Genomic DNA, 23,108 nt, shown 5'->3' with positions numbered 1-23,108 from the left:
TTCATGGCAAAAAAAGGGCTTTAACCGGCCATTTTACCGGTTAAAGCCCCTAAATTTTTCATTATTTTGTTAAAAATGGTGATTAATTAAAGCCTACTACTTTCTGTGCAATCTTGTATGCAGTGATTGAAATTGCTCTTCCACCGTGACCTGGAAGGTTAGTGGTTCCACACATAATTCCATAACGAAGCTTACGATAGAGATAATAGTCATAATTTCTGATGTATTTCCATAAATCACGTCGCTTCTGCTGATGCTCCTTAGTTCCACTCTTCATAAGAAGCACAGTGGAAACAACTGTTATCATCTCTAAATAGTTGAACATGTATTTTCTTACATGTGAATTTTTGATATTTCTGTAGTCATATGCTTCAAGCATGAGTTTGTTGACTCTTATCTGCTGGTCAATACGGGAAATCATAACCTTTTCATTTACAGACTGATCATCTCTACCAATAAAATAGCGGTAGAAATCAACATCCAGATAATACATAGTCTTAACATATGGAAGCGGATAATAAACATAAAGGTTGTCCACATAGAAAGTGTGCTTTGGAAGCTCTAATCCACAATCTCTAAGGAGTTTTGTACGGTAGATGACTGAATGCATCAGAATGTACTGTCCCTTTCGGAAGTGTCCTGTATCATCCCATGTAAAATATTGGTTAACAGGGAGATTTGAATATGACATTACCTTTTTATGAGTTGCACCTTCCTTGTCATATACAAAGTTTGAAATAAGCATATCTAGATTTTTGCCATGTTCAACAGAAAGGCGAAGAGTCTTTAGAACCTTGTCATAGGCTTCTGCATCTACCCAGTCGTCAGAATCTACCACCTTGAAGAATAAACCTGTGGCATTTTTAAGTCCTGTGTTTACTGCTTGGCCGTGGCCGCCGTTTTCCTGATGGATGGCCTTTATGATAGTTGGATGCTCTGCCGCAAGTCTATCTGCAATTTCAGCTGTGTTGTCCTTTTGACTACCATCATCAACTATGATTATTTCTACATCTTCACCACCATGAAGAAGTGTTTCAATGCAATGCTCCATGTACGCTGCTGAATTATAGCAAGGTACAGCAAACGAAAGTAATTTCATAAGAATTTATCTCCTTAATTTTATGAATATCTTAGTCCGGTTTGTTACGATAACAATGCTTGATATTACTACACTCAGCTTAAAATGCTTCGCTTTAGTAATATCAAACATTGTTATCTACAAACCTCATCTAAAGTTTTTATTGATAAGAATAATTGATGTCACTAACATTCACCTGAAATGCTTCGCTTTAGTGATATCAAGTATTGTTATCTATAAACTAATTTATTTTAGCAAATGCTATATTTTTATTCAATAATCGACTTTTTAAAAAAGGGGCTCTTGCGAGCCCCTCATGTTGTTTATTCAGCTTCTACTGTTGGTTCCATTTCTTTTCTCTTCTTAAGATAAGACTTTACAGCCTTGTACTCAAGGAATGCAAGAAGTGCAACAAGAAGTACATCTGCTGCATAAAGAAGCTTCTGCCATGTAGGAAGTCCTGCGCTGATATCTGAATCATATGCACGGCTGTTTACTACTGTGTAAAGAATATTCTTTGATGCCTGTCTCATAGCGATAACTGATGTTGCAGATGTCTGATCTGTAACTGTTGACTGTGGTGTAGAGTATGTTGCAAGCATAAGGTCACAACCATTTCTGATCATACGGTCAGAATCCTGATATCCGTATCCACCAAAGTAATCTGTTTCAGCAAATCCTCTGAATCCCCACTCGCCACGAAGTACAGTGTTAAGTAACTCTGGGCAAGCTTCTGCTGGAATAGTACCAATGTTATTGAATGCTACCATTGTTGCACCTGGGTTAGAGTTCTTGAATGTGATTTCGAATGACTTGAGATAAATCTCACGCATTGACTGCTCATTTAACCATGTGCAAAGGAAGTTTGTTCTGTTTGTTTCCTGATCGTTTGTAGCAAAGTGCTTAACGTATGCGTATACGCCCCACTCTCTAGCACCATTTACAGCGTTAGCGCACATCCAACCTGCAAGTACGCCATCCTCTGAGTAGTACTCGAAGTTACGTCCTGCAAATGCAGATCTGTGAGTGTTTGTTGCTGGAGCATACCATCCTGATACGTCCATATCGTTTGCCATGCGGCCGATTGACTGACCAAATGCAAGAGCAATATCCTTGTTCCATGTGCAGGCAATCATAACTGCTGCTGGGAATCCGATAGAACCCTGTCCTGTAAAGTTGTTGTTGATTGAAGCAGGACCATCACAGTCATAAGTCATAACCTTACCGATTGACTCAACTGCTGAAGTCTCATATCCACCAAGCTCGATAAGTGTATTCATATCAGCAACACTCATCTCATCAAGGAGTTCATCCCACTTAGGATCGTCGTAATCTAAACCTCTAAGTTCCTTAAGCTCGATACCATTCTTTGCCTCTGTTGTAGGCATTTCATCTGCATCATTGTTATAAACTGTAGGGTCATAGTTTGTTTCGTTGAAGTATGTAGCCTCAACCTCAGCAGACATCTCATAGCTTGTTGGAGCTGCTGTTGCTTCTGCATAATTTGCAAATCCATCTGCACGTGAAAGGTATGTTAAATCACCCTCTGCAAACTGGAACTGATTTGTTGCTGCAACCTGATCAGAATCACGCTTGTTTGAATCATCGTAAACTACTGTAGATGCAACATTTACTGTGTCTGTAGAAATCTTGTTGTGTGAATCTGAGTTGATAGAAATCTCATAATCACCAGCTTCAAGTACATAGCAGCCTTCGCCGTATGTGTCATATGAAGCCATATCCTCAAGTGCAAATGAAATAGAAACTGTCTCAGAAGCACCTGGCTCAAGCATAGAAGTCTTTGCGAACTGGATTAAGTTTGCAGCTGACTTTTCAATACCACCGTTTGTGTATGGTGGGTTGTAGTAAACTTCTACAACGTCCTTACCAGCAACATCGCCAGTATTTGTAACTGTTACGTCAAATGATACTGTCTTACCATCATTTGTGATAGTACCCATCTCCTGTGAGAAAGATGTATATGAAAGTCCATAACCAAATGGATAAAGAACCTGTGAGTCGTAATCAAACTCCATGTTGCCAGCTTCTGCTTCTGCAAATGCTGTCTCATAGTACTTGTATCCTACATAGATACCTTCTACATAGTTTACAAATGTAGGGTAAGCCTTGCCACCCTCTGCAAACATATTGTCAAACCCGAATTTTTCAACGTTTGTGTAATCGAAATCACCAAAGTTGTTGTATGTAGGTGTTGCTGTAAGATCTGCTACAAATGTATCAGCTGTCTTACCTGAAGGGTTAACCTTACCTGCGAGGATTTCACCAAGACCATCAAAACCTGTCTGGCCTGTACCTGGGCAGTAAAGAACTGACTTAATCTGTGGATACTCATTTACAAAGCCAAGCTCCATAGCGTTAGCTGAGTTTACTACTACGATAACCTTATCGAAGTTTGCTGTAACTTCATCAAGAAGTGCCTGCTCTCTGTTTGAAAGCTCAAGATATGACTTAGATGCATCTAAATCATCTGCCTGATCAGAGTAACGAACACCAGAAGCACCGAACATACCCTCTGTAGAGAATGTATCCTTGCCATCATAGCTCATTGGAAGATCGGCACCTTCACCACCTGAACGTGCGATGAAGAAAATAGCTGTATCAGAATAATCCTTTGCAGCTGCAATCTTATCTGAGTACTCTGAAACCTTTGGTTCAGGGATTGTCCAATCCTGTCCCATCATACCTACTGTAGGTCTTGCATCTCTCCAACCCTTGTAGAAATCCACAAGATCCTGGTTGTACTCGATGCCTGCATCAGTAAGACCTGTAAGGAAGTCTACTGTTGGGTATGCATCTGAAAGTGCACCTGAACCTGTACCACCGTAGATAGGATTTGTTGAAGACCAACCAAATACATTAACCTTTGAACCTTCTGCAAGTGGAAGCTCTTTGTCATCGTTCTTAAGAAGTACAATACCTTCCTCAGCGATTTCTGTACAAAGTGCCTTTGCCTCGTCGATGGCTTCATCTGAAATTGTGCCACCACCCATTGCCATGTTTACCATTGAGTAAACTGGTCCGAGTAAAATTGCATTAGCTGCAATAATTACTACAAGTGCGAAAGCAATCCATGCTTCCTTTCTGATAAAGCCCTTAAGAGGCTTCTTTGCTTTCATCGCACCGATTGTGACGATGATTGCGAGAACGAGTCCTACGCCGATAGCTACCAGCTGTGGGATCATTGTTTTGAGGACGGCGATAACGTCCGCAATGTTGATTGATAACATTCTCTCTTCTCCTTCCTATTATTTCCTCATAATAGTAAAAATATATCTCAAAGTTTTAGTCCGCTGGACTCCAAGTACTCCGTGCTCCCGCAGGCCACCTTCCATGCTCTCATTGCGGTGCAGTGGCTCCTCATTCGGCACGGAGCCTTCCTGCTCGCGCTTGCCCAGGTTATGCAGTCCAGCTCCTCTAAAGCTCTAAGTGCATTAATAAGTCGTGATTTTTATAAACGAATTATGCATTCTTTGGTGTTTCTGGGAAGATGATCTTGTTTACGAAGAAGAAGACCACCATGGAAACGCCTCCGTTTAAGACTGTGGTTCCTATGTTGTAGACAGCGGCTGGAACGAATTTTCCGGCTACTGCAACCCAGATACAGTTGATTGAGTTAACTATGCATGTGATTACGATAAATGCAAGTATGTACCATGCAATCTGCTTGCCTGGTTTTTCGTGGTTACGGAAAACTACAAGCTTTTGAATTGGGAAGTTGATTACTTCACCGATAATCATAGCTATCATGTATGCTGTAAAATATGCAAGTCCACCATGAGCCTGATCATATCCTAAAATATTCCACTGGAATGTTTCTCCTGCGATTGTAAGTGGAATTCCTGGCCAGCCAAATGAACGGTCACCTAAGAATGCAAAGGCTGCTGGTAAAAAAGTAAGTAATAAATACTTAAATACTGTGATTAAGTTACTTACCACTACGAATAAACCGCCTTCACGAACCCACTTGGCTATCGCAGGATGTTTATCTGCAAAATTGTTCCAAAAATTCATTTCTAGTCTCCTTCGTTATTCTTTATGACTTAAACGCTCTTCGTATTTTTTATTCTCACGAGCATTCTTAAAGTATCCTGAGATTATGCCTCCAAGTCCCTTGAAGAAATGGCCGTTTGCTACTGTTACGATTGACTCGGCCATATCACGGGATACGGCACCGGCTGTCATCTTGCTCATTGCTCTAAATGGCATGTTGTAGATGAACATGATATTCAAATCTGGCACACCCTTTTCATAAGACTGATCAAGCTTGCTCTTTAGTATCTTGTATACGAGTCTGCACAGACCACTCTTGGCATCCTTCATCTGGCAAAGAGCATCATTTATATCAAGCTCTCCTACCTTTTCCTCTGGAAGTGGATTGCCATAAAGCTTTTCAAATTCCTCATAGTGAACGTTTCTAACCTTTCCTGTCTTGTAGCTAGGAAGTGTTTCAATATCATAAGGAAGCTCTTCGATTGTTCCAGCCTTTGTGATAAGTCCCTTAAGCTCGATATCAGAAACATTTGAACCGATGTAAATCTGGTACTCACCGCCTTCAATTTCCCACTTATTTGATACAGTTGAAAAATAACGGAAAGTTTTATCATCAAATGGAATTTCAATTTCTACTGACTCACCAGCCTTAATCCATACCTTCTTGAAGCCCTTAAGTTCCTTCTTTGGTCGAATAAGTCCTGACTCCTCCTTGCCCACATAAAGCTGTGCAATTTCAGCACCATCTCTATCGCCTACATTTTTAATGGTGAACTTAACACCTTCTTCACCAACATAAAGCTTTGAATACTCAAATGTTGTATAGCTAAGACCAAATCCGAATGGGAACTGAACTGCCACATCTGCTGTATCATAGTAGCGATATCCGATAAATGGTCCCTCGCGGTACTGAAGATTTCTCTTTTCAGTGTCTGAGTAGTTAGCCACTGAACAATCTGCAAAAGCAAATGGATAAGACTCTGAAAGCTTACCAGTTGGAATTTCCTTGCCTGTAAGAAGGTCAAGCATTGCAGATGCTCCTGCCTGTCCTGTAAGGTAGCCGTGAAGAAGTGCCTGTAATTTATCAAGCCATGGCATCTTTACTGATGAACCAGCACTCATAACACCGATGATGTGCTTGTTATATACTGTAAGGCTCTCAAGCTCTTTAATCTGATATTCTGGAACATCCATAGACATTCTGTCTGCGCCTTCGCTTTCAGCGATTTCATCTAATCCAAAGAAGAATAAAACAACATCTGCTTTTTCTGGATCATCTACTACCTTTAAATCGTAGTTTGAAATCTGTTCTCTTATTGTCTCAACCTTTGTAGAGTTAACTTGTGAACTTCCTGAGCCCTGATAACGTGGCTTATCCACAAATGGTCCTCTAAGACAAACAGTAGTGCCTGCCTTAAGTGGAAGAATATCCTCATCATTCTTAAGAAGAACAGCTGAATTAATAACAGCCTTCTTTGCGATTGCATGATGAGCTTCTTTATCGAATCCCTTTGTATGGTCATTTTCCTTGAAGTAAATAGCAGCCTCGATGATAGGAAGGATAGCTCTGTCGATTTCCTCTTCTGTGATTCTGCCTTCGCCCTCTGTAGCGGCCTTGATAAGCTCTCTTGCTGAATCAAGGCCAGGGTTTGGCATTTCAACGTTTGACTGACATCTCACACCCTCAACATGGTCGTTGCTTGCTCCCCAGTCAGTAACTACTATTCCATCAAAGCCCCACTCATTTCTTAAAATATCTACAAGAAGGTGCTCATTTTCATTTGCATATTTGCCATTTACTTCGTTGTAGGCAGACATGATTGTCTTTGCGCCACCCTCCTTAACAGCTATCTCGAAAGCTGTAAGATAAATTTCACGAAGTGTTCTCTCATCAACAACAGCATTCATTGCCATTCTGCGATATTCACGGGAGTTGACCGCAAAATGCTTTGGGCATGAATAAACATGCTTGCTCTGGATACCTCTTACATAAGAAGCAGCCATCTTTCCTGCAAGGATTGGATCTTCACTAAAGTACTCAAAGTTACGTCCGCATAATGGAGAACGCTTCATGTTAAGACCTGGTCCTAAAAGTACATCTACATTTTGAGCAACTGCCTCCTCACCAAGAGCTGCACCGATTTCCTCTCCGATGCTAGGATCCCAGCTGTTGGCTACTGTTGCTGCAGTAGGAAAACAGGTAGCTGGAAGAGATGCATTTAATCCTAAATGATCACCGGCTCCTTCCTGACGACGCAAACCATGTGGTCCATCAGAAAATGTGATAGACTGAATCCCCAAACGTGGTATATCTCTTGATTCCCACTCGTTTTTACCGCTTAAGAGGGCGGCCTTCTCCATCAATGTAAGCTGTGAAATGATTTCTCTAGCGTCCATTTATATCCTCCATTTTTTTGCCTGCCGAACGTTTTTGTTTTAGCTTTGGCTAGCTACTAATCCGCTGGTTACGAGTACAATCAATGATGTTTCTACACTCAGCTTGGAATGCTTCGCTTTAGAAACACAATTGATTGCAGACTACCAGCTCGTAAAAATGGCCAAATCTATATACGACCGGCTGTTATTAAGATGAGAATAATTTAACATGACGACATAAAAAAAGTTGCCCCGAAGGACAACTTGTAAAAAATCACGGATAACTTGCATTATCAAATTATTGTGATTCATATTTAGCTATAAACTCATTTACAGGCAAAGGTTTTGAGAAATAGTAGCCCTGCAAATAGGTGCAGCCCAGTTCATACATTGTTTTAGCCATCTGCTCGTCTTCAATACCCTCAGCTGTAATCTCAAAGCCGGATTTTCTAAATGCGCTGATTTCGCTAGGTAGCACATAATCTGGATTCTTGCAATAATCCCAAACAATACTCATATCCAGCTTAATGTTGATAAATGGTGTTTTACGTAGTCTCGAAATATTGGAATAGCCTGTTCCATAATCGTCAAGCACAAATTTAAATCCATTTGTGGTCAACAATGAAATCTGTCTATCAATTAACTGCTCATCTATCAATGCTTCTTCTGTTATCTCCAGATGAATAAAATCACCGTTTGCACCGGTATCCTTTACATAATTATTTAGTGTTTCGACCAAATCCATTCTCATGAACTGAACAGGCGATAGATTAACATTAATAAAGGACAAATTCAGCTTTTGAATATCAGGATTAATAGAATATTCACAGCACTTTCTAAATACCTGTTTTCCAAGCTGATTAATCTTACCATTTTTCTCTGCAATGTGGATAAACAAGCCTGGTGGAATTATTTTTCCTTCTGAGTCTCTTATTCTTGCAAGTGCCTCTGCACCGGCAAGCTTTCCTGTTTCGCTATTTACTATAGGCTGTAAGAATATCTCCACTCCATCTTCTTCAATGGCCTTATCCAAAGAGCGAATTATTTCTCGTTCCTTAGTTATTTTATCTATGATGGTATTATCGATTTTTTGAAGGCTATCATCATTTCCATTTTCTGCTATCGCAAAAGCCTCGTCGAACACACGAATTATAGTTTCAAAAGGTATCTCTTCGTTCTCCAAATGAATGGTACTTGCACCTAGTAAAAACCAAATTTCTGTATTCTTAGAAACCCATGGCTTGATAAATCGATCTTTTATTAATCTGTATACTTCATCCCAATTATGACCAGTTTTCTTACGGTTAAACATTATAAATCTGCCGTTTCCGTAGTAGAAAATCAAATAACCCGGGAACTTAGAATGCATATAATTCTGAACCAGATACACACCCTGATTTGTCTGCTTTGCACCATAAAGCTCTAATTTTTCTGAGTAGCTTCTGTCACAGATAACTATGGCGTCTATTGACTTAATACCATTCAATTCACCTACATATTCTCTCAAAGCCACCTTATTAAAGATATATGTACGCTCTTCCAGAAGCATATCAGGATTTTCAAATCCTAAGAACAGTACTATAAATGCAGCCAAAATAAAGATTTGCTCCAACAGCCATGCCGGAAACAGGTATCGTGCAAGTAAACCAATTAAAAGCACTGTGTTGCATCCAGTAAGGATTTGAATTTCTCTTTTTCTAAGAACCTCTGATTGTCGATATACTATAGCCACATAAGAAAAAATGATATAAATTCCCCACACTGCATAAAGTAAATAATACAATGGAGCGCTATGATAGCCTGTCTCATCAATATAGTAAAACCATTTAGTCCAAGGGGCACTAAGAATAATAAGATTAGTCAAATTTAGCGGCAGCTGACTTAGGAAAACAGTACCAGTATTTTTTAAAAAACTTGAATTTAAAACTACAGCTGTAAAATAGAAGAATGAATAACCTGCGCACAAGAAGAATATAAAATACGCGGAATTAAGAATGTAAAGAACAGCACTACTATAAGACTGATAGTTCATATCAGCCATCGTTGATGCAATATCAAGCGTTATACCTAAATAAACCATAACAATCAGGTATACAAATGTCCTATTCCTTTTTACTGGCAATCTCGGAAGCGAAACATAATGTCCAACAATAACAGTAAGAATCATTAAGCTTGGGATTGCATAATCCATGTTCCACATAAGCAGCTCTCAATCTATATAGGTCTCTTGCTTTTGAATAGACAAGAAAATATAACACGTCACTTTATGGGCTAATAATACACTATAGATGTGAACATTTAGTAGTTATTCTATGTAATAAAATGATAAAACAAAAAAGCAAGGCGTATATCCTTGCTTTTCTATACCGTTAATCAATAAAACTTTAAATTTGAGCTGAAAGTAAAACCTTAACTTTAAACCAACCATCCTCGTAGGAGCATTTCATAGCACCGCCATATTTTTCCGCCACCTGAGCAATTGATTTCAGTCCAAAACCATGCTTGACGTTATCTTCCTTGGTAGTTTTTGGAAGATTTGATCTACCAAATATTCTTCTAGTCTGATTTTTCCGAAGTCTGACGTTAGCACTCTCTGAACGGTTTTCACACTCCACAATAATAAACTGATTGCGTCGTCTTACAGAAAGTGTAATTAGACGTTTTTCTACATCCTGTACCTGTTGGGTGGCTTCAATAGCATTATCTAAAATATTTCCAAAAAGCGAACATATATCCTTTACGTGAATGCCTGATAATAAATCTCCGTCAACCATGGCGCTCAAAGTAATATTTTTCTTTTGGCACTGCAGGCTTTTAGTAGTAAGAATAACATCTAAGACCTTATTGCCAGTGTTCATAAAGGATTCCTGAATGGCAATGGCCTGCTCCATGTCCTCTAAAACCTCTGCCCTACGAGCTGGATCATCCTCATTTTTAAGAGCCATCACATAATGCTTCATATCATGCATTTCCTTGCGAAGTGCTTCTGAATTATCGATGGCCAGCCTGTACTGTTCATACTGCTTTTGAAACAGCTGATTTATTTCATTACTTTCATTTTTTAGAGTAAGCTCATTTCTACGTCCCATCTGATTCATCAACATAAGCAAGCCTCCGAAATCTACCAGTGTACGAACATAAAGCATGTTGTCAGATGAAGAAAATGGGGTTCTTGTATTTACAAAGCTGATGTTTGACATAATGAAAGCACCAATTCCTGTGGCCAAAACACTAATAAGCTCCGTATTTGTAATGTTAAGATTTCTGTCCGAAGAAATGTTATCCTTCTCAAAATGATAGAACACCACATATGTTATGGCAAAAATCACTACCATTACAGCTGCCGATGAAGCTATTCCATCAAGGCCTGTAAAAAACATATACCAAACAAAAAACTGCTTATATAAACTGGCTGCAAACTCTGCCAAAACAAAAGCGTGGGTGGTGATTACCCCACAGTCCTTAGGTTTGATATCAAGTATCAAAAAAAGCGCCAGATACATAAGCCCCACGGCTCCTATCATCGCTAAAATCCATAAATATAGTGGCAGTAAACCGGCTATGAACTGAAATAAAGTCTGAACAGCAAAAACTATTATGCATTGAAAAACAAAAATCTTACCGTGGTATTTTCTTTTATAGATATTAAAATATACAAAAACCGCCAGCCATTCGGCTATAGCGGTAAAAAGTCGTGGTGTATCCTGAATATTAATTGGCGCCAAAAAAGCTGATAAATCCATTTAAAGAATATCCTCCGTTAATGCTGACATAAATTCTTTTTTCTTTGCCCTACTGATTGGAAGGGTAATATTATGTTCCAATATTACCTCTTCCTTTTGCACTCCTTCTACAAAAGAAAGATTTACCAGATAGGCATTATGGCATTTACTGAAGCCATGACTAATAAGCATTTCCTCAAACTTTTTAAGAGGACCCAGTGTAGTGTAATCCATATCCACTGTATGGATAATAACGTTATTACGCTGGCTTTCTATAAAAATGATAGTATCACAATCCAGTTTTAACTGTTTATCATCTACCGAAACCCTGATATACACATGATGCTGCTTGGACTCCACTCGTTGAATGGCCTTATCGAAAATCTGCTCAAACTGCGGATATGGAACAGGCTTTAGCACATAACCCAAAGCATCCACCGCATACCCCTGAACAGCATACTGAACTGTAGATGTAATGAAAATTATGATTACATCTAAATCCACCTTTCGTATCTTTTCCGCTGCAGCCATTCCGTCTAAATGCTTCATCTGGATATCTAGCAATATAATGTCATACTGGCCCTTATAGTCATCCACCAGATCGATACCATCTGAAAGATGCTCAATAGAAAATGGCAGCCTATGCTCATTAGCGTAGCGATTTATGTAGTTTTTTAATAACTCGGCTTGGTCGACCTCATCTTCTACAATACATATTTTAGTCATGATAATAAAATAGCATATTAAATTGGGAGTGTGCAAGTCTGCCATCAATTGCAAAAAGGTGACTGACGAAGAAAAAACCCCATCAGTCACCTTTATAGAAGCTTGCCTCTACTAGAAGTTTAATATTATTTTTCGTTCATCTTTGCGAGCTTTGCTGCCTGATCAGCTGCGATAAGAGCATCCAGAATTTCCTGAATATCTCCGTTCATGATTTTATCAAGCTTGTAAAGTGTAAGATTGATTCTATGGTCTGTCACACGGCCCTGTGGGAAGTTATAAGTACGAATCTTCTCAGCACGGTCACCAGTACCAATCTGTGAGCGGCGCTCTGCTGCCTCAGCATCCTGCTGCTTTTGTAACTCTAAATCATAGAGCTTTGCACGAAGGAGTGCAAAAGCCTTTTCCTTATTCTGAAGCTGTGACTTTTCAGTCTGGCTATAAATAACAATTCCTGTAGGATAGTGAGTAAGACGAACAGCCGAATCAGTTGTATTGACACACTGACCACCATTTCCTGATGCACGCATTACGTCAATACGAATATCCTTTTCATCAATCTGAATATCTACTTCTTCTGCCTCTGGCATAACTGCAACTGAACATGTAGATGTCTGGATACGGCCCTGTGACTCTGTTTCAGGAACACGCTGTACACGATGAACACCTGATTCATATTTAAGGATTGAGTATGCTCCTGTTCCCTTAACCATGAACTCGATGTTTTTCATACCGCCAATACCTGTTTCATCTGCTTCAAGAAGCTCAACCTTCCATCCACGTGACTCAACATAGTGTACATACATACGGTAAATTTCTGCTGCAAAAAGTGCTGCTTCCTCTCCACCTGCACCTGCACGAATTTCCACGATAACGTTTTTGTCATCGTTAGGGTCCTTTGGAAGAAGAAGAATCTTAAGCTCCTGCTCAAGTCTTTCAACCTCAGCCTTTGACTCGTTGAGCTCTTCCTTTGCAAGCTCCTTCATCTCCTCATCAGTTTCCTCTTCAAGAAGTGCAAGAGAATCCTCGATGTTCTGCTTGTGAGATGAATACTGCTTGTATGCTTCTACGATTGGAGCAAGGTCTGACTGTTCCTTCATTAAGGCTCTGAATCTGGCATTGTCATTTGCAACATCTGGCTCAGAGAGAAGGTTCATAACTTCTTCATATCTTAAAACTAAATCTTCTAATCTGTCGAACATGTTTAAATACCTCCATGTTGTGTGTATCTTCGTAACCTTTATAAATTGTATATCGCAATCACTTGGACTTTAGGCTGTGTAGCTTGTAAGCTATAAAATTTATTTGCTCATCGTTTTCACTATACTCTCACAAATAAACTTTATAGCTTACAAGCATCTAAAGGGGTACTTAGAGTGAATGCTATTTAAAATATCTAGTATTCGTCAGTTATTCACTACGCAAGTAGTGGGAGGGCGCTATAGATGGCCCTTTACTACGCGGTCTTTGCCGGGTAGGTCTTTTATTATTTCTACGTCTTTGAAACCGCCTGCTACGAACAAGTCATGAACTGCCTGGCCTTGGTCATAACCGATTTCCACTAAAAGCCAGCCTCCATCATTAAGATATTCGGCTGCATGGGCTGTGATTTCACGATAAAAGAACAAGCCATCTTCTGTACCATCTAATGCCAACCTTGGCTCGTGGTCCTTTACCTCAGTCTCTAGCTTTTCCACTTCTGCTGAAGGAATATATGGTGGATTAGACACGATAGCGTTGAATTTACCAGTGACTGGCTGCCACAGGTCTCCTTTTTCAAAGACTACCCTTTGTCCAACCAGACGATGGGCGTTTTCTCTAGCCACCTCTATGGCTTTTTCAGAGATGTCAACACCTATTCCGGTGATGCCCTGTCCACGTGCAGCAAGTGAAATAATAACACATCCGCTGCCTGTACACAAATCTAAAATATGACTTCCGGTAGGAATTACCTTTAAAGCCTCCTCCACAAGAGTTTCTGTATCCTGACGTGGAATAAGCACGTGCTCATTTACCCAAAATGTGAGCCCCATAAAATCCTGCTCTCCAGTGATATGCTGTAGTGGAGTGCGCTTAGCTCTCATTAATAGAACGTCCTTATACTTGTATAAAATAAGTTCGTCTATCTGATCATTTTGCTTGAGAAAATACTGAGCCCTTGTGAGTTCACTCACGTAGGAAAGCAACAACCAGGCATCTATTTTTGCGTCTGTAATATTTTCAGACTCAAGTATTTGAACTCCATATTCTAAAGCTTGTCTAAAAGTCATTAGAAACAACCCTCATTTTCCTTTTGGAACTTCTTCCAGTCAAATATTGCCTCTACTGAAGCAATTCCAACTTCTATCATATCATCATCTGGCTCCATAACTGTAAGATGCTGTAACCACAGTCCAGGCTGGGAAATAACATCTACGAATTTATTTTCATATCTGCCTGCCAAACGAATAAACTCATATGAAATACCTGCGATAACTGGAATAAGCAAAAGTCTTGCAAGAAGCTTAATCCATGTATTATCAAAGGATATAAACATAAATACAAATACTGAAATAATAAAAACTATAAATATAAAGCTGGTGCCACATCGCTTGTGAAATCTTGTGGCTCCTCTAACATTTTCAACTGTCAGTGGCTTGCCTGCCTCCACGCAGTTAATACATTTGTGCTCTGCACCATGGTACATAAAGGTGCGTTTGATATCGTCCATGCGTGAAATAACCGCCACATAGCCTATGAAAATGGCTATACGAATGATACCTTCAACAAATGCAATCAAAGCCTGAGATTCTACAAAACGATTTAAACCAAGGGAAATAAAATAAGGAATTGCAAAGAAAACGCCTAATGCCAATGCAAAGGAAAGGACAAGTGTGCCTCCCATTTCTGCCTTTTCCTTTTTTTCAAGCTTTTTAAGCTCCTCTTCTGAGAGCTTGGATTTATCTACCTCGTCTTCATCGTAAAAGGATGCCGAATACATCAAGGTTCCAAGACCTATGGTCAAGGACTCGATGAAGGACACGACACCTCTGATTATAGGAAGCTTGTGCCATATATCATTGGTATCTTTTGTATTTTTAATGTCTACTGCGATTTCTTTATCTGGCTTTCTGACTGCTACGGCGTATTTATTGCCGTTGCGCATCATGACGCCTTCCATCACAGCCTGACCACCTATTCCTGAATATTTCATGGTCAAAATCCCCTAATACTCTCTAATAGCCAAGTACACCTATTTTCTTTTCTACGTTGTCTCTATACTTTAGTCCGCCTGTTACGCTATCAATGATACCTGCCCATTTTTGAGATCACTTTGTTATACTCCTCAAAAATGAGCAGGTATCATTGACAGCTACAGGCTCATCTAGGGATGTAGGCTATATAATAATTTACTATTGCATTAATAAATGAAATCTACGTAATTCATGAAATATTATGATGTACGCATATATTCATAAATGTGCTATACGTATTTATACACGGAAAAAGGGCTGAGACGAATCTCAACCCTTAAAAGTCCATAAAACAAACTACTGTGCGTTAATACCGTACTTCTTGTTGAACTTGTCAATACGTCCACGAGCCTGTGTAGCTTTCTGCTGGCCTGTGTAGAATGGATGACACTTTGAACAAATTTCTACGTGGATGCTCTCCTTTGTAGAACCAGTTACGAATGTGTTACCGCAGTTGCAAGTAACAGTAGCCTGATAATAATCTGGATGGATACCCTGTCTCATTGAATTTCACCTCTCATTTTTTAATGTTTACAATTTCCAACTGTAATTGTGAGATTAAGAATCTCGAAGAGCTGTTTAAATGCGAGGTTAATCGCATTTCATCCCGATTAACAGCTTCACAAGTATAACATCAGTTTAGTAGTATGTCAAGTATAGAATCATACACGTCCTGACACTTAACTTTCCAGTTATTGCAAAGAGTTTCAGCCTGTTCCTTTGATGCTACATGAAATGACAAATCCATAGTTGGTATATCATTTTCTGTGATACGAAGCTGAACCACAAAACCACCTCTATCTGCCTTAAAGTAAGAAGCCTTGTAAGAATTCTCCTCCTTCATGGTGATGGAATTGGTTGTTAAATATTTATTTATATCCTTGGACAAAGCCTTGGTTATTTTGTCTTTAAATAAATCAAGGGTCTTCCTGCCCTCATCTGTAATCGAATATGTAGTATTGTTATGGTTTATAGTAGAAATAATAAGGCCTGCATCCTCATCATCACTGATGGCCTGCTGGGCTGTGAAATAGTCTGTCAAATCCCCCTCTAAGAAGAAATCGGTTATTTGACTGTTGCTAAGCGGGAAACCACTTCGATTAAGTAATTCTAGTATTGTAATCTTATAAATCATGGTCGGTTCTGCCATGGTATCCCTCCTTATATTTTAAGGTTACCAAGTGTTGGCTTAACACCTGATAACCATATATTTGATAAAATACAAAAATTAGACTAAAGCTTTGATAGCATTTGCTACTGCTACTGGAACACGTGGGTCAAAGGCTTCTGGAAGAATGAAATTGTCGCAAAGCTGATCCTCATCAACAAGATTTGCAATTGTTTCAGCTGCAGCAAGCTTCATTTCCTCAGTGATGGCAGTAGCACGAGCCTCTAGCGCTCCGCGGAAAATACCTGGGAATGCAACTACATTGTTGACCTGATTTGGGAAATCAGAACGACCAGTTCCTACTACTCTTGCCCCTGCTTCCTTTGCTTCATCTGGCATAATCTCTGGAGTAGGATTTGCCATTGCAAAAAGAATAGAATCCTTGGCCATTGATGAAACCATCTCCTTTGATACAATACCAGGAGCTGATACACCAACGAAAATGTCAGCACCTACAAGAGCATCTGCTAATGAGCCTGTAGCATGTGAAAGGTTTGTAACCTTTGTCATTTCCTTTTGCATCCAATTTAAATCTGGATAATCTGGACCAATGATACCTTGACGGTCACACATTGTAACATCCTTAAAGCCATAAGTAAGGAGAAGCTTTGTAATCGCAATACCTGCAGAACCTGCACCATTTACAACAACCTTGCAGTTTTCCTTTTGCTTTCCAACAACCTTAAGAGCATTGATAATACCCGCAAGTACAACAATAGCTGTACCATGCTGGTCATCATGGAATACTGGTATATCCAATTCCTTTTTTAATCTCTCCTCAATTTCAAAGCATCTAGGAGCTGAAATATCCTCAAGATTAATACCGCCGAAGGTAGGAGCTATAGCCTTTACTGCTGCTACTATCTCGTCTGGATCCTGAGTATCTAAAACGATAGGGAATGCATTGACACCACCGAATTCTTTAAATAATACACATTTTCCTTCCATTACTGGAAGACCAGCTAAAGGACCTATGTTTCCAAGTCCAAGTACCGCTGAACCATCTGTTACCACTGCCACGGTGTTAGCCTTTATAGTGTAGTTGTAAGCCTGATCCTTGTCCTCTGCAATGATACGGCAAGGTGCAGCTACACCTGGTGTGTAGGCGATGGATAAATCCTCCCTGTTTTTAACAGGTGCCTTTGAAGTGGTTTCGATTTTACCGTTCCACTGCTTGTGTAAAAATACCGCTGTTTCGTCAATTGATGCCATTATTATTCCCTCCTGAAATATCTATTAATTAATTCAATTTTATAATTGAACTATATTACTCTCTTGCGAATTACCATGTCGATGTAGTCATCATTGCATTTTGTATGTGCAAACATATTTAAAATAGTTTCAATAGCGTCTTCCTTGCGGGCACTATTGATAGCTCTTCGCATTATTTCCATCGCATCAAGCTCTTTTCTTGAAAGGAGTAAATCCTCGCGACGTGTACCTGATGCTGTAATATCGATAGCCGGGAATATTCTCTTTTCTGAAAGCTTTCTGTCTAAGATAAGTTCCATGTTACCTGTACCCTTGAACTCCTCGTAAACAACATCATCCATCTTTGAACCTGTTTCTACAAGTGCTGTTGCAAGGATAGTAAGGCTTCCGCCCTCTCGCATGTTTCTTGCAGCACCAAAGAATTTCTTTGGCATATGAAGAGCTGCTGGATCAAGACCACCTGAAAGTGTTCTACCAGAAGGCTGAACTGTAAGGTTATATGCTCTGGCAAGTCTGGTGATAGAGTCAAGTAGAATCATAACATCCTGACCATGCTCAACAAGACGCTTTGCACGCTCAATAACCATTTCAGAAACACGTCTATGGTGCTCTGGGCTTTCATCAAAAGTAGAATAGATAACCTCTACGTTTTTGCTATTTCTCATTGTGTCCTTCATATCTGTAACTTCCTCTGGACGTTCGTCAATAAGAAGGATAATAAGGTGCATATCTGGATGTGAATAATTTACAGATGTAGCAACCTCCTTTAAAAGTGTAGTCTTACCTGCTTTAGGCTGGGCTACAATCATACCACGCTGTCCCTTACCGATAGGGCTAACCAAATCAACAATACGCATTGCAACTGAACTGCGCTGGCGCTCTAAACGAATACGCTCATTAGGGAAAATAGGTGTAAGATCCTCGAAGTTAGGACGACGTGTCGCTGCCGATGGGTCGTAGCCATTGATAGTATCAATAATCATAAGAGCTGCGAACTTGTCTGTAGGATTATTGAAACGCTTCTTTCCAATAATGATGTCACCCGTCTTAAGATTAAACTTTTTAATCTGAGACTGTGAAACATACACATCGTCTGTTCCTGGCATATAGTTATCACAACGAATAAAACCGAAACCGTCACTCATTACCTCGATAATTCCTCGCGCTGGAAGGAGACCATCTGTAGGAATATCCTGAGGAACTGAAGCTTCTTTATGCTCTTCTACAGACTTTTCAATGTCCGCCTGAGGTCTTGGACGAACTCTACGCTCAGGTCTATCAGACCTATCCGCCCTATCATTTCTCTCGATTTTCTCAGCTTTTTCCGCTCTTTCTGCACGTTCAGGTCTTTCAGCCTTTTCGACCTTCTCTGCTTTCTCAGATTTCTCTGTTTTTTCTTTTTTTTCCTGCTTATCAACAGGTTCTTCTACTTCAGGCTCTGATGTTTTAGCCTCAAGCTCGTCCTGCGCAAGCATTGCTTCAACTAATTCAGCTTTTCTCATAGAGGATGCGCCCTTTATTCCCCTAGCTTTAGCCAAATCTTTCAGCACTGTTACTGCCAAGCTTTCATATTTTTCTCTCATTTAACTCTCCTTAGTATATAAAAAATAAATAAATTCAATTGGAATTAAAAGTCGAATCGACTAATGAATTATCAAGTGATGCTAGTTGAATTATATACTGCAAACATAAGGACTTCAAGGATTTTCAAAAAAAATCCTTGAAGTCCTTATTATTACTCTTGTAATGATTCCATGATAGGTGGAATGAGCTGCTTCTTACGTGAAACAACTCCCTCAAGAATGTAGCTATCTGTAGCTACAGGCATTCTGAAGGCGTCTGCAATAATCTTGTCTGCTGAATCGCCAACAAAAAGAAGTTCTGTACTCTGATTGAGTATATCTGTAAGCATAACAAATACAGCATCTAAATCTGATGAAGACTGAACTGTACTCATATAGTTCTGAATTCCATCTTTGATATGTGACAGTTGTGTCTTTGAAATTGAGCTAACCTGTGCAACACCGAACTGAATATCTCCACTTGTAAATACCTTGTAATCCTGGTGGAAAATCTGGTCAGGTGTCTTATCCTTGAAGTCACTGCCTGCCTCAAACATTGATGTAGCAAGTTCAGTAACATCTACGCCAACCTTTTCAGCAAGCTTTCTAGCCATTGCTTCATCAGTAGGTGTACATGTAGGTGATCTAAACATCAATGTATCTGAAAGTATTGCTGAACAAAGCACACCTGCAATGTGTTTTGGCATATCTACACCACGTTCTTCGTACATGAGGGAAACGATTGTTGCTGTAGAACCAAGAGGCTGATTTCTGAAGTAAATAGGAGAAACAGTCTCAAGCGAACCAAGGCGGTGATGATCGATAATCTCAAGCACATCAGCCTGATCGATTCCATCAACAGCCTGTGACTTTTCATTGTGGTCAACAAGAATAATGCGCTTCTTTTGCATATTTAAGAGAAGACGACGTGAAACCATTCCCACATAATGACGGTTTTCATCAAGAATAGGGAAGTCTCGGTGACGAACTGTCTTCATAATTTCACGAACATCGTCTACATAGTCATCTAATTCAAAGCTAACAATATCTTCAGTTTTCATAAACTGACGAATTGGCATTGACTGATGTATAAGTCTGGCTACTGTGAAAGTATCATATTCGGTAGTGATAAGTACACACTGATGGTCTTCTGCTAATTTAGCAACCTCAGGCTCTACGCTGCTTGCGCCGCATACAACGAGACAACTACAACCAGCCTCAATACAAATAAGCTGTCGTGCTGTAATGTTTCCAACGATTGCTAAATCGTCACGGTTGATGTCATCCATCAAATCCTCACGGTTGCTAGATGCGATAACAACAGCTCCCTTTACAAAGTAAGCATGTGGATTACCTGTGACAAGTGTACCATTAAGTGTGCTGATAATGTTGCTGTACTGAGTACGGGCACGTGAAAGAATACTATTGTCATAAACATCCATGTATGAATATGCAATATCACCATTTACGATGACTCCTTCAAGTTTACCTGTTCTTCCTACAACAGGAAGTGTAACAACATTTCTCTCAAGCATGATTTCCCATGCCTGCTTTAACGAGATGTGTCCATCTACAGGAGCCAAATTACGATATTCAATATCTGTAAGCTGAGCGCCTACATCTGTGATAGTCTCTGGCTCTTCAATTCCAAAACGCTCTAAAACATAGCGTGTTTCAGCATTAAGCTGACCTGCTTTCTTAGGCTCGTAAACTGTTCCCTTTGATAGTGCGTTCTTAAGATAAGCATAGCCTATAGCTGCGCAAACACTATCTGTATCAGGATTTTTGTGTCCGATAACAAAAACTTTATTCGGCATAACTACTCCGTATATCTATTGCTAATTAATATTTACCTTGTAAAACCCCCACAAAATCCTAAATTACTCCAAGCGAAATCAAAAGTGATACTATTCCTACCCCAAGCGATGCTGCAAGGAGTACAATAACAACTACTGAAAGCTTCTTAAGTGAGCTGTAGTGCTCTAAAGCCTTAACAGCCTGCTCTTCACTATTGTCATGTTCCTTTAATAGTTCTTGAATCATTCTGTAAAGATGAACTGATTCAGAATGTGTCTTCTCTGAAAGTTCATTTTGAATTGTATCAAGACCTGCTGAAACATTGCGCAATGTGTCTTGAAGGTTTCTGTTATGAGTTTCGTAGGACTCTTGATTATCACTTACTTGTCCTTTAATGTCAAGCTCTAATTGATCCATGTTATTTTTAACAACCTGCATCATTCTATCTACCTGAGTCTCAACATCTGCTACAAGATTATCAGCCTCTTCCTGCTTTCTGTTAAGCTCTTCCTGAAGCTTTATATTGATAGCTTCTTTTTCGCGAACCAAAGCCTCAAGCTCAGCTGCCTTTTGTTCTTTTGCAGCGATAAGCTGAGAAAGCTGTGTAGCCTTATCACGAAAAGCATCAATTTGTTCAAGGAGCAAATCCTCTCCATTGTCAAACTCGATTGATGTGACGTTCATAGCAGGTGCCTGTTGCTCGTACTCTGGCTTTTCGGCATTTGAAACCATAACATCATCATCGAGCTGAACCTGCTCTACATTGATATTTTCCATAGCATTTTCTCTCCTTATTTTTTATTAGAGTCAGACTCTAAAATTAGAATGTGAATTTGTCTGCAAAATATGCATCCAAATCAGCGATTGCGATACGCTCCTGCTCCATTGAATCACGATGACGGATTGTAACCATATGGTCTTCCTCTGAATCAAAGTCATATGTAATACAGAATGGTGTACCAATTTCATCCTGTCTACGATATCTCTTACCGATTGTTCCTCTATCATCGAATTCGCAATTGTATTTCTTTGAAAGCTCAGCAAAAATCTTTTCTGCACCTTCGTTAAGCTTCTTTGAAAGTGGAAGAACACCGATTTTAACTGGTGCAAGGGCTGGATGAAAATGAAGAACTGTACGAACATCGCTCTTTCCGTCCTTACCTACTTCTTCCTCGTCGTATGCTGCGCAAAGGAATGCAAGAACTACACGATCAGCGCCAAGTGATGGCTCAATTACATATGGAAGATATTTTTCATTTGTCTCATCATCGAAGTATGTAAGATCCTGACCTGAAACATTCTGATGCTGTGTAAGGTCGTAATCTGTACGGCTGGCAATACCCCAAAGCTCGCCCCAACCGAATGGGAATAAGAACTCGATATCTGTAGTGCCTGTTGAGTAGAATGAAAGTTCCTCTGGATCGTGGTCACGAAGACGCATCTCATCTTCCTTCATACCAAGAGAAATGAGCCAATCACGGCAGAAAGCTCTCCAATACTGGAACCACTCGTCCTGTGAACCTGGCTTGCAGAAGAACTCAAGCTCCATCTGCTCAAACTCACGTGTACGGAATGTGAAGTTACCTGGAGTAATTTCATTACGGAAAGACTTACCAATCTGGCCAATACCAAATGGAACCTTCTTACGAGATGTACGCTGTACATTCTTGAAGTTTACGAAAATACCCTGCGCTGTCTCTGGGCGAAGGTATACTGTGTTCTTAGCATCCTCAGTAACACCCTGGAAGGTCTTGAACATGAGGTTGAACTCACGAATATCTGTAAAGTTGTGCTTGCCACATGTAGGACATGGAACGTTGTTGCTGTCGATGAATTCCTTCATCTCTTCCTTGCTCCATCCGTCTACTGAAGACTTAAGCTCAATATTATTGGCAGCTGCAAAATCCTCGATGATTTTGTCTGCTCTGAAACGCTCGTGGCACTCCTTACAATCCATAAGAGGATCAGAGAATGAACCAAGGTGGCCTGAAGCAATCCATGTCTGTGGGTTCATAAGAATAGCGCAATCAACACCAACGTTGTATGGATTCTCCTGAACGAACTTCTGCCACCATGCCTTTTTTACGTTGTTCTTAAGCTCAACGCCAAGATTTCCGTAATCCCATGTATTAGCAAGTCCACCATAAATCTCAGAACCTGCATATACAAAGCCTCTTGTCTTTGCAAGAGCTATAATTTTCTCCATTGTCTTTTCCATAATGAATA

At 39.8% G+C, this 23,108-nt stretch carries 17 protein-coding genes; all 17 read right to left on the bottom strand.

Going from position 1 to position 23,108, the window contains the following annotated elements; all coding sequences use genetic code 11:
• Window positions 1–82 precede the first annotated feature (82 nt).
• The 17 genes from BLV53_RS10110 to BLV53_RS10030 all read right to left on the bottom strand — a co-directional run bounded on the left by BLV53_RS10110 (window position 83) and on the right by BLV53_RS10030 (window position 23,100).
• On the bottom strand, window positions 83–1,099 hold the full coding sequence (locus tag BLV53_RS10110) for a glycosyltransferase family 2 protein (protein ID WP_090300466.1): 1,017 nt from the start codon (window positions 1,097–1,099) through the stop codon (window positions 83–85).
• 302 nt (window positions 1,100–1,401) lie between these two features.
• Window positions 1,402–4,326 (bottom strand): glycoside hydrolase family 3 protein, encoded by a 2,925-nt coding sequence (locus tag BLV53_RS10105; RefSeq protein ID WP_090300464.1) that lies wholly within the window; start codon window positions 4,324–4,326, stop codon window positions 1,402–1,404.
• A 232-nt stretch (window positions 4,327–4,558) separates the two neighbouring features.
• Complete coding sequence (locus BLV53_RS10100) at window positions 4,559–5,110, bottom strand: GtrA family protein (protein ID WP_090300462.1); 552 nt, start codon at window positions 5,108–5,110, stop codon at window positions 4,559–4,561.
• Window positions 5,111–5,125: 15 nt separating this feature from the next.
• Window positions 5,126–7,486, bottom strand: coding sequence for a glycoside hydrolase family 3 C-terminal domain-containing protein (locus BLV53_RS10095; RefSeq protein ID WP_090300460.1), 2,361 nt, complete (start codon window positions 7,484–7,486; stop codon window positions 5,126–5,128).
• Between the two features lie 277 nt (window positions 7,487–7,763).
• Window positions 7,764–9,665, bottom strand: a complete 1,902-nt coding sequence (locus BLV53_RS10090; protein WP_090300458.1) for an EAL domain-containing protein — start codon at window positions 9,663–9,665, stop codon at window positions 7,764–7,766.
• Window positions 9,666–9,849: 184 nt separating this feature from the next.
• Window positions 9,850–11,208 carry an ATP-binding protein gene (locus BLV53_RS10085; RefSeq protein WP_090300456.1) on the bottom strand — a complete coding sequence of 453 codons (1,359 nt, stop codon included), beginning with the start codon at window positions 11,206–11,208 and terminating at the stop codon, window positions 9,850–9,852.
• On the bottom strand, window positions 11,209–11,913 hold the full coding sequence (locus BLV53_RS10080; protein WP_090300568.1) for a LytR/AlgR family response regulator transcription factor: 705 nt from the start codon (window positions 11,911–11,913) through the stop codon (window positions 11,209–11,211).
• Between the two features lie 125 nt (window positions 11,914–12,038).
• The gene (gene prfA, locus BLV53_RS10075; protein ID WP_090300454.1) at window positions 12,039–13,112 is read right to left on the bottom strand and encodes a peptide chain release factor 1; all 1,074 of its coding nucleotides are present in this window, start codon (window positions 13,110–13,112) and stop codon (window positions 12,039–12,041) included.
• Window positions 13,113–13,349: 237 nt separating this feature from the next.
• A complete protein-coding gene (gene prmC, locus BLV53_RS10070; protein WP_090300452.1) occupies window positions 13,350–14,180 on the bottom strand; it encodes a peptide chain release factor N(5)-glutamine methyltransferase in 831 nt (276 codons plus the stop codon).
• Window positions 14,180–15,103 carry a DUF1385 domain-containing protein gene (locus BLV53_RS10065; RefSeq protein ID WP_090300450.1) on the bottom strand — a complete coding sequence of 308 codons (924 nt, stop codon included), beginning with the start codon at window positions 15,101–15,103 and terminating at the stop codon, window positions 14,180–14,182. The genes prmC and BLV53_RS10065 overlap by 1 nt, the downstream gene beginning before the upstream one ends.
• A gap of 337 nt (window positions 15,104–15,440) precedes the next feature.
• Window positions 15,441–15,647 carry a 50S ribosomal protein L31 gene (gene rpmE, locus BLV53_RS10060; RefSeq protein ID WP_090300448.1) on the bottom strand — a complete coding sequence of 69 codons (207 nt, stop codon included), beginning with the start codon at window positions 15,645–15,647 and terminating at the stop codon, window positions 15,441–15,443.
• Window positions 15,648–15,777: 130 nt separating this feature from the next.
• The gene (locus BLV53_RS10055) at window positions 15,778–16,293 is read right to left on the bottom strand and encodes a DUF4364 family protein (RefSeq protein ID WP_090300446.1); all 516 of its coding nucleotides are present in this window, start codon (window positions 16,291–16,293) and stop codon (window positions 15,778–15,780) included.
• A 78-nt stretch (window positions 16,294–16,371) separates the two neighbouring features.
• Entirely contained in the window at window positions 16,372–17,523 is a 1,152-nt protein-coding gene (locus tag BLV53_RS10050) for an NAD(P)-dependent malic enzyme (RefSeq protein WP_090300444.1), read from the bottom strand.
• 50 nt (window positions 17,524–17,573) lie between these two features.
• Window positions 17,574–19,106: a transcription termination factor Rho gene (gene rho / locus BLV53_RS10045; protein ID WP_090300442.1), complete on the bottom strand. Its 1,533-nt coding sequence runs from the start codon at window positions 19,104–19,106 to the stop codon at window positions 17,574–17,576.
• Window positions 19,107–19,258: 152 nt separating this feature from the next.
• Window positions 19,259–20,902 (bottom strand): putative manganese-dependent inorganic diphosphatase, encoded by a 1,644-nt coding sequence (locus BLV53_RS10040; RefSeq protein ID WP_090300440.1) that lies wholly within the window; start codon window positions 20,900–20,902, stop codon window positions 19,259–19,261.
• A 58-nt stretch (window positions 20,903–20,960) separates the two neighbouring features.
• Window positions 20,961–21,659 (bottom strand): coiled-coil domain-containing protein, encoded by a 699-nt coding sequence (locus BLV53_RS10035; RefSeq protein WP_090300438.1) that lies wholly within the window; start codon window positions 21,657–21,659, stop codon window positions 20,961–20,963.
• 43 nt (window positions 21,660–21,702) lie between these two features.
• On the bottom strand, window positions 21,703–23,100 hold the full coding sequence (locus tag BLV53_RS10030; protein WP_090300437.1) for a glycine--tRNA ligase: 1,398 nt from the start codon (window positions 23,098–23,100) through the stop codon (window positions 21,703–21,705).
• Window positions 23,101–23,108: the final 8 nt, after the last annotated feature.

This window comes from Pseudobutyrivibrio sp. ACV-2 (assembly GCF_900107545.1).
GTDB lineage: Bacteria > Bacillota > Clostridia > Lachnospirales > Lachnospiraceae > Pseudobutyrivibrio.
Note: the sequence above shows the minus strand (reverse complement) of the source record. Positions and strands in the feature narration are given on the sequence as shown.

Excerpts from the sequence above, each read along its gene's own strand:
- BLV53_RS10085 (WP_090300456.1), bottom strand. The coding sequence starts at position 11,208 with ATGGATTTATCAGCTTTTTTGGCGCCAATTAATATTCAGGATACACCA.
- prfA (WP_090300454.1), bottom strand. The coding sequence starts at position 13,112 with ATGTTCGACAGATTAGAAGATTTAGTTTTAAGATATGAAGAAGTTATG.
- rpmE (WP_090300448.1), bottom strand. The coding sequence starts at position 15,647 with ATGAGACAGGGTATCCATCCAGATTATTATCAGGCTACTGTTACTTGC.
- BLV53_RS10055 (WP_090300446.1), bottom strand. The coding sequence starts at position 16,293 with ATGGCAGAACCGACCATGATTTATAAGATTACAATACTAGAATTACTT.
- BLV53_RS10030 (WP_090300437.1), bottom strand. The coding sequence starts at position 23,100 with ATGGAAAAGACAATGGAGAAAATTATAGCTCTTGCAAAGACAAGAGGC.
- BLV53_RS10040 (WP_090300440.1), bottom strand. The coding sequence starts at position 20,902 with ATGCCGAATAAAGTTTTTGTTATCGGACACAAAAATCCTGATACAGAT.
- BLV53_RS10100 (WP_090300462.1), bottom strand. The coding sequence starts at position 5,110 with ATGAATTTTTGGAACAATTTTGCAGATAAACATCCTGCGATAGCCAAG.
- BLV53_RS10080 (WP_090300568.1), bottom strand. The coding sequence starts at position 11,913 with ATGACTAAAATATGTATTGTAGAAGATGAGGTCGACCAAGCCGAGTTA.
- BLV53_RS10035 (WP_090300438.1), bottom strand. The coding sequence starts at position 21,659 with ATGGAAAATATCAATGTAGAGCAGGTTCAGCTCGATGATGATGTTATG.
- BLV53_RS10090 (WP_090300458.1), bottom strand. The coding sequence starts at position 9,665 with ATGTGGAACATGGATTATGCAATCCCAAGCTTAATGATTCTTACTGTT.
- prmC (WP_090300452.1), bottom strand. The coding sequence starts at position 14,180 with ATGACTTTTAGACAAGCTTTAGAATATGGAGTTCAAATACTTGAGTCT.
- BLV53_RS10050 (WP_090300444.1), bottom strand. The coding sequence starts at position 17,523 with ATGGCATCAATTGACGAAACAGCGGTATTTTTACACAAGCAGTGGAAC.
- BLV53_RS10095 (WP_090300460.1), bottom strand. The coding sequence starts at position 7,486 with ATGGACGCTAGAGAAATCATTTCACAGCTTACATTGATGGAGAAGGCC.
- BLV53_RS10110 (WP_090300466.1), bottom strand. The coding sequence starts at position 1,099 with ATGAAATTACTTTCGTTTGCTGTACCTTGCTATAATTCAGCAGCGTAC.
- BLV53_RS10105 (WP_090300464.1), bottom strand. The coding sequence starts at position 4,326 with ATGTTATCAATCAACATTGCGGACGTTATCGCCGTCCTCAAAACAATG.
- BLV53_RS10065 (WP_090300450.1), bottom strand. The coding sequence starts at position 15,103 with ATGAAATATTCAGGAATAGGTGGTCAGGCTGTGATGGAAGGCGTCATG.
- rho (WP_090300442.1), bottom strand. The coding sequence starts at position 19,106 with ATGAGAGAAAAATATGAAAGCTTGGCAGTAACAGTGCTGAAAGATTTG.